The 12,675-nt window shown below is 68.4% G+C and carries 11 protein-coding genes; 9 read left to right on the top strand and 2 right to left on the bottom strand.

What is annotated here, in order from left to right:
• Positions 1-375 precede the first annotated feature (375 nt).
• From KEC55_RS34610 to KEC55_RS34590, 5 genes are all read left to right on the top strand, one after another.
• Positions 376-948 carry a plasmid fertility inhibition factor family protein gene (locus KEC55_RS34610; protein WP_282512223.1) on the top strand — a complete coding sequence of 191 codons (573 nt, stop codon included), beginning with the start codon at positions 376-378 and terminating at the stop codon, positions 946-948.
• A 289-nt stretch (positions 949-1,237) separates the two neighbouring features.
• The gene (locus KEC55_RS34605; protein ID WP_282512221.1) at positions 1,238-2,587 is read left to right on the top strand and encodes a reverse transcriptase family protein; all 1,350 of its coding nucleotides are present in this window, start codon (positions 1,238-1,240) and stop codon (positions 2,585-2,587) included.
• A 325-nt stretch (positions 2,588-2,912) separates the two neighbouring features.
• Positions 2,913-3,242: an H-NS family nucleoid-associated regulatory protein gene (locus KEC55_RS34600; protein WP_176046642.1), complete on the top strand. Its 330-nt coding sequence runs from the start codon at positions 2,913-2,915 to the stop codon at positions 3,240-3,242.
• Positions 3,243-3,510: 268 nt separating this feature from the next.
• The gene (locus KEC55_RS34595; RefSeq protein WP_282512219.1) at positions 3,511-4,758 is read left to right on the top strand and encodes an MFS transporter; all 1,248 of its coding nucleotides are present in this window, start codon (positions 3,511-3,513) and stop codon (positions 4,756-4,758) included.
• A 44-nt stretch (positions 4,759-4,802) separates the two neighbouring features.
• Positions 4,803-5,360, top strand: a complete 558-nt coding sequence (locus KEC55_RS34590) for a DNA-binding protein (RefSeq protein WP_282512217.1) — start codon at positions 4,803-4,805, stop codon at positions 5,358-5,360.
• 1 nt (position 5,361) lies between these two features.
• On the opposite strand, the gene KEC55_RS34585 is transcribed toward KEC55_RS34590, so the two are convergent.
• Entirely contained in the window at positions 5,362-6,294 is a 933-nt protein-coding gene (locus tag KEC55_RS34585) for an NAD(P)-dependent oxidoreductase (RefSeq protein WP_282512215.1), read from the bottom strand.
• Positions 6,295-6,463: 169 nt separating this feature from the next.
• The gene (locus tag KEC55_RS34580) at positions 6,464-7,717 is read right to left on the bottom strand and encodes a LysR family transcriptional regulator (RefSeq protein WP_282512213.1); all 1,254 of its coding nucleotides are present in this window, start codon (positions 7,715-7,717) and stop codon (positions 6,464-6,466) included.
• Between the two features lie 456 nt (positions 7,718-8,173).
• Here KEC55_RS34580 and KEC55_RS34575 point away from each other — a divergent pair, with 456 nt between their 5' ends.
• The 4 genes from KEC55_RS34575 (at position 8,174) to KEC55_RS34560 (ending at position 12,675) form a co-directional block, all read left to right on the top strand.
• Positions 8,174-8,728: a hypothetical protein gene (locus tag KEC55_RS34575; protein WP_282512211.1), complete on the top strand. Its 555-nt coding sequence runs from the start codon at positions 8,174-8,176 to the stop codon at positions 8,726-8,728.
• Positions 8,729-8,807: 79 nt separating this feature from the next.
• Entirely contained in the window at positions 8,808-10,112 is a 1,305-nt protein-coding gene (locus KEC55_RS34570; RefSeq protein WP_282512209.1) for a gallate dioxygenase, read from the top strand.
• A 120-nt stretch (positions 10,113-10,232) separates the two neighbouring features.
• Complete coding sequence (locus tag KEC55_RS34565) at positions 10,233-11,582, top strand: MFS transporter (RefSeq protein WP_282513122.1); 1,350 nt, start codon at positions 10,233-10,235, stop codon at positions 11,580-11,582.
• A gap of 67 nt (positions 11,583-11,649) precedes the next feature.
• Positions 11,650-12,675, top strand: coding sequence for an amidohydrolase family protein (locus tag KEC55_RS34560; RefSeq protein ID WP_282512207.1), 1,026 nt, complete (start codon positions 11,650-11,652; stop codon positions 12,673-12,675).

Raw genomic sequence — 12,675 nt, 5'->3', positions numbered from 1 at the left:
GCTTCGTGCGGGCAGGTCCTTCTGAAAGAACGTCGCCCGTCGGGCCCGTGCCTCGTAGTCGGGGCGGGCTGATCGTAGAGGTCGCAGCGCGGGGCGCGTTCCATGATCCGCAGGGTTTTGATGCGCTGCGGCGGGCGGTGCCCACGACGCTGAAAGGCCCGGTCGAAGCGGGTTTCCGTTTGACGGGGCGGACGATCCTTGCCCACCGGGGGTGGGCAGCATGCCCTGTCGTTCCGTCATCGAAAGGCGATACACTGCGCGGGTTCCCGATCCGGTCGGGAGCGTCGGGGGAGCCGGGCGAACCGGCGGCGACGGCGCGGATCGCGTCACGCACCCTGACTCATTCGAACAAATCGAGAGAGAAAGAGAGGGCCCATGCTGACACGTCTTCGTAACGGACTCGACCGCGCCCGCGACCTGCGCGAGTCCGGACCTGCTTCAACCCTCTCGCTCCGGCCGACGGCATGCGAACTGGTCGACCTGAGCGCGAAGCGCGCGATCTGGCGCGTACCCGTACCCGGCCAGGTCGACTGCTATCTGGCGGCCGAGCCGGGCGGGGTGGAGCGTTTCGTCGTCCATCTCGACGCCGAGGCGTTTTATCGCCGCTGGCTCGAAACGAGCCCGGCGTTCCCGAAACAGGATTCGCAGGACTGCGTACCACGCCGGGCCATGCCGCTCGACAGCAAGTTCGCGATCGCCGCCACCGCGTTCAGGGGCGGCCGCGAGGCACCGGTGGCGCTGCCCCCGGTCGGCTACTGGCCGGCGGGAAGCGGGTACGAAGTCGCGATGAGCGACGGCATGACGCGGACTTTCTGGCTGCTCGCCAATCGCGTGCGGTCGTTTCCGGTCAGCGTGGCCGACGCAACCTGGGCGACGATGCTGAGCGGCATGGCCGGCATCGGCGTGGCGCCGATCGCGTACAGCGCGCTGTTCGCGCGGGGCGTGTAAGCGCGGTAGCGGGATGCCGGGCACGGGCCGGCGACCCGCACGGCCCGCCGCGCATCGAACGCCGTCCCGCCTGAATTGACACCCGGCGTGCGCGCCCATTACAGTCGGGACGCGGGCCGGTGGGTCAAGCACACACCCGGAACAGGCAGTCGATGTTCCAGGACCACGGGGCTACCCCGTGGATCAGATCGACACACCGATGCGTCGCAAGGGGGCCGGTTGCGCGTTGCGCAACGTACCGCCTCGCAGCACCAGCCACGTTGACTCATCGTCCCGCCCATTCCTGGCCATGCACGCATCCCTGCGCGATACCACCCGCACGATTGCCGAAGCGATGCTCGCGGGCTCGCCCGAGCGTGGCGGCGTCATCGCGCGGATGGCGGCCGTGCTCGGCGACGCGCCGATGTGGGCGCATGAAGTCGCGGATGCATCGCTCGCGCGCTTCGGCGCGCACTGGGCCGACGCCGACATCGATGTGCTTGCGGACGTCGTGGCCGAGGCGCCCGGATTCGTGCGCGCGTGGTACGGCGACCCTCGGCCGGTCGTGATCCGCGTGGTGCGGCGGCCGCCGGTCCAGCGGCCGTTGCCGGCGCCGCTCGCCGGTTGCGACGTGCCGCAATGGGCGACGACCGGCGATCTCGCCGGCTGGCTCGGCGTGAGCGCGCCGGAACTCGACTGGCTGTCCGATCACTGGCGCGTCGGCGCGCGCAGCAGCGCCACACCGCTGCATCACTACACGTACGTCGCGCTCGACAAGCGCAGCGGCGGATCCCGGCTGGTCGAGATCCCGAAGGGAAGGCTGCGCGAAGCGCAGCGCCGCATCCTGCACGGGCTGCTCGACCGCATTGCGCCGCACGGCGCCGTACACGGTTTTCGCAAGGGGCACGGGATCGTGTCGTTCGCGGCGCCGCATGCCGATCGCGATGTCGTCGTCCGCTTCGATCTCGCGGATTTCTTCGTGTCGGTGCGCGCCGCACGCGTCCATGCGCTGTTCGCGACGCTCGGGTATCCGGTCGAAGTCGCCCGCATGCTCACCGGGTTGTGCACGAACCGCGTGCCGTCGGCGCGGCTGCTCGCGCCGGACCTGCGCGACCGGTTCGACTGGATCGGCCGCCAGCGCTATCGCGAACGGCATCTGCCGCAGGGCGCGCCGACGTCGCCGGCGCTCGCGAACCTGTGCGCGTTCCGGTTCGACATGCGGCTCGCCGCGCTCGCACGTTCGCTCGATGCGACCTATACGCGCTATGCGGACGATCTCGCATTCTCGGGCGGCGGCGCGCTGGCGCGCAACGTCGAGCGCCTGCAAATCAGGGTGGCCGCGATCGCGCTCGAGGAGGGCTTCGCGCTGCAACTGCGCAAGACGCGCGTGATGCGGCGCGGGTCGCGGCAGCAACTGGCCGGCGTAGTCGTCAATCGTCACCCGAACCTGGCGCGCGATGAGTTCGATCTCCTGAAGGCCATCCTGACCAACTGCATCCGGCGCGGCCCGGCGTCGCAGAATCGAGCTGCGCATCCGGATTTCCGCGCGCATCTTGCCGGGCGCGTCGCACATGCCGCCGCGCTGAATGCGGCACGCGGCGCCAAGCTGCGCGCGCTGCTCGACCGGATCGCATGGGATACCGACTACGCAGGCCGGTAAGCCGTCCGCTGCGCATCGATTCCGTCGCACGACTTATGCAACACGATGTCGCGCACTGCTATCATTCGCGCCATGCCGCACCCGTGCCAGGGGCGGCGCCCGACTTGCCGCAGCCGTTCGCCATGCCTGTTCGTACGCGACGTGCCGCGCGTCGCCCGTCCGGTCCTGCGCGTCAATGACGCACGACGTCGTTTAGTGCGCATCGCGCAAATCATGCCGGCTGGGGCAAACGATTCACATTTTTGACAGCACCGATCGGCGGAACTTCGTGGTAGGTTCGCGCATCGGAGTTTTTTGCAAAAACATGCCCAAAGAGGATGAATACATGACTCAGGCCCTACAGGAACTCGAAGCACAACTTCGGGACCTGAACATCAAGCTGTCGGATGCGAAGCAGAAGGAGAAGCAGGCCGCGCTCGCGGCATTCAAGGAACAGGTCGAGCTTTTGGGCATTTCGCAGCAGGAAGTGCTGAGCGCGCTCGGCTACATCGTCCAGCGAAAACGCAAGGCGCCCGCCAAGTACTACGATCCGACGACCGGCCGTTCGTGGTCGGGTCGCGGCCCTCGACCGAAATGGCTCGAAGGCAAGGATCTCGATTCGCTCGCCGTCGACCGCGAGGCCAAGGCCTGGTGGCCCGGCGACGATCAGGGCTGAAGCAGGCCGCGCCGCAGGGCCACACGGCGCCGTCCGGTTCGCGCCGGCGGGTCCGCCGGTAACACTCCGTCCGTCCGCAGTCTTTCATCCGGTGTCCGGCATGGCCGCGACATCGCCGGCCTCGCCGCCGACACCGGATCGACGTTTTCCCCGTTCATCGCCCGCCATGTCCCGCTTGCCGTTCCGGCAGCGGCGTCGATGCGCGCCCGCGTCCGTCGTTGGCGGGCACAGGCCTTAAAATGTCGCCGGACATTCGTGGCAGGACACCATGGCAGCAAACATGAAATCTTCGACGCTCGGCGGCCCGTCGGCCCCGCGCGTGGAGCAGGTCGGGTCGTATGCGTGGAAAGCGCTGGCCGGGTCGGCGATCGGCTATGCGATGGACGGCTTCGACCTGCTGATCCTCGGCTTCATGCTGCCGGCGATCACGGCGGCGCTGCATTTGACACCCGGGCAGGGCGGCGCGCTCGTCACGTGGACGCTGATCGGCGCGGTCGCGGGCGGCATCCTGTTCGGCGCGTTGAGCGACCGCTACGGGCGCGTGCGCGTGCTGACCTGGACGATCCTGCTGTTCGCGATCTTCACCGGCCTGTGCGCGTTCGCGCGCGGCTTCTGGGACCTGCTGGCCTACCGCACCATCGCGGGCATCGGGCTGGGCGGCGAGTTCGGGATCGGCATGGCGCTCGCGGCGGAAGCGTGGCCGGCGAGCAAGCGTGCCCGCGTGTCGTGCTACGTCGCGCTCGGCTGGCAGGCCGGCGTGCTGCTGGCCGCGCTGCTGACGCCGCTCTTGCTGCTCCACATCGGCTGGCGCGGTATGTTCCTGGTCGGCGTGCTGCCCGCGCTGCTCGCCTGGGCGATGCGCAACAAGCTGCACGAGCCGGAGGCGTTCGTGCAGCGCGCGACGCAGCCGAAATCCAATGCGTTCCGCATGCTCGTCGCCGACGGCCGCACCGCGCGCACGAGCCTCGGCATCGTGATCCTCTGTTCGGTCCAGAACTTCGGCTACTACGGGATCATGATCTGGCTGCCGACCTTCCTGTCGAAGCAGATGGGCTTTTCGCTGACGAAGTCGGGGCTGTGGACGGCGGCGACCGTCGTCGGGATGATGATCGGCGTGTGGGTGTTCGGGCAACTGGCCGACCGCATCGGGCGCAAGCCGACGTTCCTGCTGTACCAGGTCGGTTCGGTCGTCACGGTCATCGCGTATGCGCGGCTGACGGACCCCACTGCGATGCTGTGGGCCGGCGCGCTGATGGGCATGTTCGTCAACGGGATGGTCGGCGGCTACGGGACGCTGATGTCGGAAGGCTATCCGACGGCCGCGCGCGCCACCGCGCAGAACGTGCTGTGGAATATCGGTCGCGCGGTCGGCGGCTTCGGCCCGGTCGCGGTCGGCGCGCTGGCCGTGCACTATTCGTTCCAGACGGCCATCGCGCTGCTCGCGGGCCTTTACGTGCTCGACATGGTCGCGACGCTGTTCCTGATCCCCGAGCTGAAGGGCGTCGAACTCGAATGAGCGTGGTGCTCGCACGCACCGCAACGATTTCACCGGAAACCACGATGCAACAGAAGAACAGGACGATCGGCGTGATGGGCTCGGGCAAGGAGCCGTGGCTCGCGTTTTCGGATCCGCTCGGCGCATGGCTCGCAGAGGCCGGCTTCAATCTGCTGACGGGCGGCGGGCAGGGCGTGATGCTGGCCGTCGCGCGCGCGTTCGCCGGCGTGCCGGGGCGGGCCGGCCGATCGATCGGCATCCTGCCGACGCAGGCCGATCCGGTCGCGGGCTTCGTGCCGCTCGACGGCTATCCGCATCCGTTCGTCGACATCCCGATCCTCACGCCGCTGCCGCGCCGCGAACCGGATGCCGATCCGCAGACGATCAACCGCAACCACGTGAACGTGCTGAGCAGCGACCTGATCGTCGCGTTGCCGGGCGGGCACGGCACGGCCCAGGAAATCGCGCTGGCGCAACGCTGGCGCAAGCCGCTCGTCTGCTTCGGGCCGGACGGCGCGTTTCAGACGCTGGCGGCGGATGCCATGTGCACGTCGTCGCTCGACGACGTGATCCGGTTCGTGGAGACGGCGTTCGCGGGGGAGCACGCGCAGGCGCCGAGATAACTCACGCGACCGGCTTCGACGGCATCGTGATGTTCTCCAGCGGTTGCCGGCCGTCCAGCATGTCGAGCACCTGCGCCCAGTCGAACGGCAGCAGTGCTTGATAGTCGAGCCCGCGCGCGGCCATCGCGTCGACGAAGCGGTCCTGCACGCGTGCGCAGGCTTCGCTCATGTCCGGCGCGATGTCGCCTTCGCGCAGCGTGTCGGCGACTTCGCGCATTTCCGCCGCGCGTCGGCGGCCGTGCTCGGCGACGCGACCGATCAGGTAGCCGGGCAGGTCGGGCGACGTCGCGAACCGGTCGAACGTCTGCCGCAACGATGCGAGCACGAGCGCATCGGCCCCGTACGCGCGTGCGGCAGCCAGGCATTCGACGGTCAGCGCCTCGATGCCCTTGATCATCACGCTGCGGCACATCTTGGCCGCCGACGCGACGCCGACCCGGGCCGCCACGGCCCGTGCGTTGAAGCCGAGCGCCGTCAGTTCGTGCGCGACCGCTTCGGCCTGCGGGCCACCGAGCAGCATCGGCACGGCGAGCCCTTCCGGCGGCACGGGCGCCATCACGGCCGCTTCGACATAACGGCCGCCGGCGGCTTCGACCCGTTGCTGGCCCTGTTGCTTCATCGCGGGCGATACCGAATTGATGTCGACGAAGGTCTGGCCCGGCCGGATACATGCCGCGACCGCTTCGGCGACTTCGGCGTCGCACGATGCCGTGACGGCGGAGACGATCCACCGCGCATCGCGGATCGCGTCGGCGACGGTCGGCGCGGCCGCTACGTTCAGGCGCGCGGCCTTCTCGCGCATCGCATGCGCGGTACGCGCATCGTCGAGCTGACGGTCGTACATCGTCACGCGTACGCGGCGCGCGGCCAGCGCACCGCCGAGCAGGCCGCCGGCCTCGCCGAAGCCGATGAAGGCGATGGTCGCTTCGTGCATGCTTTGACTCCCTGGGCGTACGAGTGGGGCGTGAGCGGAACGACGGTATCGCGGTCGCTTATGAGCGCAGGTCGACGCGGTGCCGTGTTGCCCTGCCTGTCCCGGACATTGTGCGGGGATGCGCGCTGCGCGGGCAATGCGAACCGGGCGCGATCGCCATGCATTTTCCTTATCGCGCGACGGTGGCGTGCGGCGAGCGCGCGACCTCGGTCGCGACGATGCGGAGCGCGTCGATCAGTGCGCGCGCAGCCGGCGACGGCGGGCTGCCGGTGCGCGTCATCAGGCCGATGTCGCGGGTCGTCTCGCGCATCGGCGGGACGTCGAGAACGGCCAGCAACCCCGATTCGCACTCGTAATGCAGTTGCTGCGCGGACAGCACCGCGAGCATGTCGGTGTGGAGCAGCAGGCCGCGGATCACGGCGAGGTCGGCCGATTCGACCGTCGGCATCGGCGGCTTGAGCTTCATGCGGCGGAACAGCGTGTCGAACAGGCCGCGCGCGGGCGCATGGCTGCGCGGCAGGATCCATTGCGCGCCGGCGAGGCTCCTGATGCCGAGGTTGCGTACGCCGGCGAGCGGGTGATCGCGCCGCGCGAGCACGACGAGGTTCTCCGACATCAGACGCTCGTTTTCGAGGTCGCTCGTCGGGTCGCCGGCGCGCAGCGCGCCGAGGATGAAGTCGATGTCGCCCGCGCGCACGCCGGCGACGAGCGCTTCGTATGCACTTTCGTCGGTGATCACGCGCACCTTGGGGAAGCGCGTGACGACGCGGGCGACGGCCTCGGGCAGCATCAGCGTGCGGCCGAGCGGCAGCGCGCCGACGGTCACGACGCCCTGGATGCTGCCGTGCAGCGCGGCGACGTCGTCGGCGACATGTCGCAATTCGTTCAGCGCACGCCGCACGTGCAGCAGGAACGTCTCGCCGTCGTTCGTCAGCAGCAGGCCGCGCGGATGGCGATGGAACAGCGCGAACCCGGCGCCGCTCTCGAGAATCCGGATCGCGCTGCTGACGGCCGGCTGCGTGACGCCGAGCGTGCGGGCCGCGCTCGGCATGTGGCGGTGCCGTGCGAGCGTCGAGAACAGCTGCAGCCGCCGCGTGTTGAGCAGGTACGCGGGCAGCCCGCCGTCGGCCGATGCGCGCCGGCGCGACTGGCGCAGCGCGCACCAGTTCGCCAGCTCGCCGAGTTCGGCGAACACGCGCTCGCCGCGCTTCAGTACCGCGCGCCCGACCGGCGTCGCGAGCATGCCGGACGGCTTCCGTTCGAACAGCGGCTCGCCGAGCGCCGTTTCGATTTCCTGCACGGCACGCGTGACGGCGGACTGCGCGCGAAACAGCGTTGCGGCCGCGCGGCTCACGCTGCCGGCTTCGGCGACGCGCTGCACTGCATACAGGCAGGCGAGGTTCGGGAGATCGGTGTGGTCCATGGGTCGGTCACGCGCGGACGAGCCGCAGTGGAGGCCGGCCGGCGCGCGGCGTGCTGGGGCGGCAGGTGTCGACCGACTTTACCGGAACGGTGGCGCGGCAGCTTGCGTCGTGCTTATCGACCTATCTGTTTTGTTTATCGGGATTGAATCGCCAGGATCGGTGTTGGCACCGACGGAGCGCAACGTGGCCAGCCGTGGACGCCATATCCGGCGGGCTTTCCGGCTATCCGTCAGCGGAATGGTTTCGTTCGAGAATGCATGACGGTCATGCCGTTTCGATCATATGCAAGGGTTTACCCCGACTATTTGCCCCTGCCACCGAATGCGTAATTTCGACTCCGGCAACAGCATCGGTGCAGTTGCCGGCGTGTCGGGCCGCCATCTGATTCATTGTTTGTCCGATCACCCCGGGGGTCCCGCCGTGCGCGACACCCATCTGACGAGCGAGGCAGGGCAATGGGACAGCAGCACACGTTGGGCGCCGGCAAACCGGCGGGCGGCAGGCAGGCCGACGCGGCGCCGGGCCGTGTCGCGTGGGCCGACACGGTGCGGGCAGGCATGCGCGGCGGGCTGACCGGCGCGGTGCTGATCTGGGTCTACGAGGCGCTCGTGTGGGTCGGCGCGCAGCATCTGATGCCGCTTGCCGGCATCCCGCGCAACGCGACGGGGCTCGTGTTCGGCAAGGCCGTGCAGGACGCGCTCGGCATCGGGGCGTACTTCATCGGTACCGCGATTCATTTCGCGTTCGCGCTGTCGTGGGGCATCGTGTTCGCGGCGATCTGGCCGTGGTTCCGCCGGCGCGGCTACGAGGCGACGTTCGTCGCGCTGTTCTTCGCGATCGTCGCGTGGATCGTGATGCACGTGCTGATCATGATCGCATCGAGCAATCACCCGAACTACCTGGACCCGAACGTGATCATCGGCGGGTTCATGTCGCATTTCGTCTTTGCGGTTCCGCTCGCGCTGGTCGTCAAGCGCAGCCTCGCGCCGCAGCAATCGGCCCGCGTGTAGGCGGCGGGCAGGGCACGCATTCATTCTGTCGCGGACGGCCGGGCCGGACCGCATTCGAGCATCACGAAGGAGCACTGGCATGGCACGGATTATCGGGGGCATCGCGGCCTCCCACACGCCCACGATCGGGTTCGCGTTCGACAAGAACAAGCGCGACGATCCCGTGTGGGCACCGATCTTCGAGAACTTCGCGCCGCTGGCCGCGTGGCTCGCCGACAAGCGTCCGGACGTGCTGCTGTTCATCTACAACGACCACGTCACGTCGTTCTTCTTCGACCACTACTCGGCATTCGCCCTCGGTGTCGGGCCGCAGTGGCATCCGGCCGACGAAGGCGGCGGCGCGCGCGACCTGCCGCCGATCGCCGGCCATCCGGCGTTTGCCGCGCATGTCGGCCAGTCGCTGATGGCCGACGAGTTCGACATGTCGTTCTTCCAGAACAAGCCGCTCGACCATGGCTGCTTCTCGCCGCTGTCGGTGCTGTGCCCGCACCGGCCCGACTGGCCGGTGCGGCTCGTGCCGCTGCAGATGGGCGTGCTGCAGCTGCCGGTGCCGTCCGCGCGCCGCTTCTACCGGCTCGGGCAGGCGCTGCGGCGCGCGATCGAAAGCTACCCGGAGGATCTGCGCGTCGCGATTGTCGCGACCGGCGGGCTGTCGCACCAGGTGCACGGCGAGCGCTCGGGTTTCAACCACCCCGAATGGGACGAACGCTTTCTCGACCTGCTCGAACGCGATCCCGAACGCCTGGCCGGCATGCCGCTCGCCGAATACGCGACGCTCGGTGGTTACGAAGGCGCGGAGGTCGTGATGTGGCTCACGATGCGCGGCGCGTTGCCGGCCGGCGTCGTGTGTCGTCATCGCAGCTACTACCTGCCGTCGATGACGGGGATCGCGACCGCTGTCTACGAGCCGGCCGATACCGACATCGACGCGGCGGCGGCCGAACGGCACCGGCAGCGGATCGCGGCCGAACTGGCCGGCGTCGAGCAGTTGCCGGGCACCTACCCGTTCACGATCGCGAGGGCCGTCGACGCGTACCGGATCAACGACTATCTGCACCGGATGATCGAACCCGCGCATCGCGCGCAGTTCATCGGCGATCCCGAAGCGAGCTTCGACGCGGCCGGCCTCAGCGCGCAGGAGCGCGACCTGATCCGCCGGCGCGACTGGCTGGGGTTGCTGCGCTACGGCGTGATTTTCTTCCTGCTGGAGAAGCTCGGTGCGGTGACGGGCGTATCGAACCTGCACATCTACGCAGCGATGCGCGGCGAGTCGCTGGAAGATTTCCAGCGCACGCGAAACGCACCGGGCGCGCTGTATTCCGTCGCGGGCAAGAGCGCGGGGCCGCTCGGCTGGGATAGTGCGGAGCAGCCGGAAAGCACCTGACGGACAACGAGGGCGCGCGTGACGTCGCGCGCCTTCATCCCTGCCGATCCGGGCGGATTACCAATCCATATAAATAGGATGACGAATCAACGTGAATGATCGTCACCAAGGAGACAGATGATGGGAAGCGGAAAGACAATCGACATCAAGTCGTTCATCGACGACCGGCCGGTGACACGCTACCAGTGGCTGCTGGTCGTGTTGTGCTGCCTCGTCGTGATCGCCGACGGGATGGACGTCGCGATCATGGGGTTCGTCGCGCCGTCGATCATCCACGACTGGGCGATCTCGCGCCCCGAGTTCGGGCTCGTGATGAGCGCGGCGCCGATCGGGCTCGTGATCGGCGCGCTGGTGGCCGGCCCGAGCGCGGACCGGTTCGGGCGCAAGCGCGTGCTGATCGCGTCGGTGTTCCTGTTCGGCGTGTTCACGATCGTGACCGCGCACGCGCACTCGCCGTTCGAGATGGCGGTGCTGCGGTTGCTGACGGGAATCGGGCTCGGCGCGGCGATGCCGAACACGACGACGCTGCTGTCGGAATACGCGCCAAAACGGATGCGCGCGCGGATGATCACCGTGATGTTCACGGGCTTCAATCTCGGCTCCGCGCTGATCGGCTTCGTCGCCGGCTGGCTGATTCCGTTGCACGGCTGGCGCACGGTGCTGCTGTTCGGCGGCACGCTGCCGCTGCTGCTGATTCCGCTGCAACTGTGGCTGCTGCCCGAATCGGCCCGTTTGCTGGCCGTTCGCGGGGCGCCGTCGCAGCGGATCGCCGCCTTGCTGAACCGCGTGTGCGGCGGGCAGTTCAGCGGCAACGAGACGTTCGTGTCGAACGAGCCGCCGCTGCCGACGCGCAAGCCGATCGGCGTGCTGTTCTCGCAAGGCTACGGGTTCGTCACCGTGTCGCTGTGGATCACGTATTTCATGGGGCTGCTCGTGATCTACCTGTTGACGGGCTGGCTGCCGACGCTGATCAAGGACGCGGGCCTGTCCGTCAGCACGGCCGCGAACGTGACCGCGATGTTCCAGATCGGCGGCACGATCGGCGCGATCGGCGTCGGCTGGCTGATGGACAAGGTGCGGCCGGCACCGGTGATCGGCGCCGCGTACCTGGGCGGCGGGCTGTGCGTGGCCGTGCTCGCCTGGGCCGGCGCGCTGTCGTCGTCGCTCGCGCTGCTGGTGTTCGCGGCCGGCTTCTGCATGAGCGGCGCGCAGACGGGCCTGAACGCGTATGCGCCGGGACGCTATCCGACCGTCGCGCGGGCGACCGGCGTGAGCTGGATGCTCGGGATGGGGCGCTTCGGCAGCATCTTCGGCTCGGCGATCGGCGGTGCGCTGCTCGGGCTCGGCTGGAAGTTCGACGCGATTCTGTCGATGCTCGCGGTGCCGGCCACGCTGGCAGCGATCGCGATCATGACGTCGCAGCGCGCACCCGCGCCCGAACCGCAGGAACTGGAAAACCCGGCGCACTGACCGGGCCGCGCCGAACCGGCGCGGAGCGCGGCACGCGCCGGATACGTCATTACACGCAGGAGCATGCATGATCATCGATATTCACGGCCACTACACCACCGCGCCGAAGGCGCTGGAGGCGTGGCGCAATCGCCAGGTCGCGGCGATCAACAGCCCGTCGGAGCGGCCGAAAGTCTCCGAGCTGCGCATCGGCGACGACGAGCTGCGCGAATCGATCGAGTTGAACCAGCTCCGGCTGATGCGCGAGCGCGGCCTCGACCTGACGATCTTCAGCCCGCGCGCGAGCTTCATGGCGCATCACATCGGCGATTTCGCGGTATCGAGCACGTGGGCGGCCGTCTGCAACGAGCTGTGCCATCGCGTGCACCGGCTGTTTCCCGATCGCTTCGTGCCGGCCGCGATGCTGCCGCAGAGCCCGGGCGTCGACGTCGCGACCTGCATTCCGGAGCTCGTGCGGTGTGTCGAGGAATACGGCAACGTCGCGATCAACCTGAACCCCGATCCGTCCGGCGGCCACTGGACGAGCCCGCCGCTGTCGGACCGCTACTGGTATCCGGTCTACGAGAAGATGGTCGAGTACGACCTTCCCGCGATGATCCATGTGAGTACGAGCTGCAACGCGTGCTTCCATACGACGGGCGCCCACTACCTGAATGCCGATACGACGGCGTTCATGCAGTGCCTGACCTCCGACCTGTTCCGCGATTTCCCGACGCTGCGCTTCGTGATTCCGCACGGCGGCGGCGCGGTGCCGTATCACTGGGGGCGTTTTCGCGGGCTCGCGCAGGAGCTGAAAAAGCCGCTGCTGAAGGACCATCTGCTGAACAACGTGTTTTTCGATACTTGCGTGTATCACCAGCCCGGCATCGACCTGCTGACCGGCGTGATTCCGGTCGACAACATCCTGTTCGCGAGCGAGATGATCGGCGCGGTGCGCGGGATCGATCCGGAGACCGGCCACTACTACGACGACACGAAGCGCTATATCGAAGCGTCCGCGCTCGATGCGAGCGCGCGGCACAAGATCTACGAAGGCAATGCGCGACGCGTGTATCCGCGTCTGGATGCGCAACTGAAAGCGAAGGGGCAGTGA

Source organism: Burkholderia cepacia (genome assembly GCF_029962485.1).
Taxonomy (GTDB): Bacteria; Pseudomonadota; Gammaproteobacteria; order Burkholderiales; family Burkholderiaceae; genus Burkholderia.
This window is presented reverse-complemented; position numbering and strand designations above follow the sequence as displayed.

Coding starts and splice junctions, on each gene's coding strand:
- KEC55_RS34575 (WP_282512211.1), top strand. CDS start 8,174: ATGGGACAGCAGCACACGTTGGGCGCCGGCAAACCGGCGGGCGGCAGG.
- KEC55_RS34590 (WP_282512217.1), top strand. CDS start 4,803: ATGCAACAGAAGAACAGGACGATCGGCGTGATGGGCTCGGGCAAGGAG.
- KEC55_RS34595 (WP_282512219.1), top strand. CDS start 3,511: ATGGCAGCAAACATGAAATCTTCGACGCTCGGCGGCCCGTCGGCCCCG.
- KEC55_RS34580 (WP_282512213.1), bottom strand. CDS start 7,717: ATGGACCACACCGATCTCCCGAACCTCGCCTGCCTGTATGCAGTGCAG.
- KEC55_RS34560 (WP_282512207.1), top strand. CDS start 11,650: ATGATCATCGATATTCACGGCCACTACACCACCGCGCCGAAGGCGCTG.
- KEC55_RS34605 (WP_282512221.1), top strand. CDS start 1,238: ATGCACGCATCCCTGCGCGATACCACCCGCACGATTGCCGAAGCGATG.
- KEC55_RS34570 (WP_282512209.1), top strand. CDS start 8,808: ATGGCACGGATTATCGGGGGCATCGCGGCCTCCCACACGCCCACGATC.
- KEC55_RS34610 (WP_282512223.1), top strand. CDS start 376: ATGCTGACACGTCTTCGTAACGGACTCGACCGCGCCCGCGACCTGCGC.
- KEC55_RS34585 (WP_282512215.1), bottom strand. CDS start 6,294: ATGCACGAAGCGACCATCGCCTTCATCGGCTTCGGCGAGGCCGGCGGC.
- KEC55_RS34565 (WP_282513122.1), top strand. CDS start 10,233: ATGGGAAGCGGAAAGACAATCGACATCAAGTCGTTCATCGACGACCGG.
- KEC55_RS34600 (WP_176046642.1), top strand. CDS start 2,913: ATGACTCAGGCCCTACAGGAACTCGAAGCACAACTTCGGGACCTGAAC.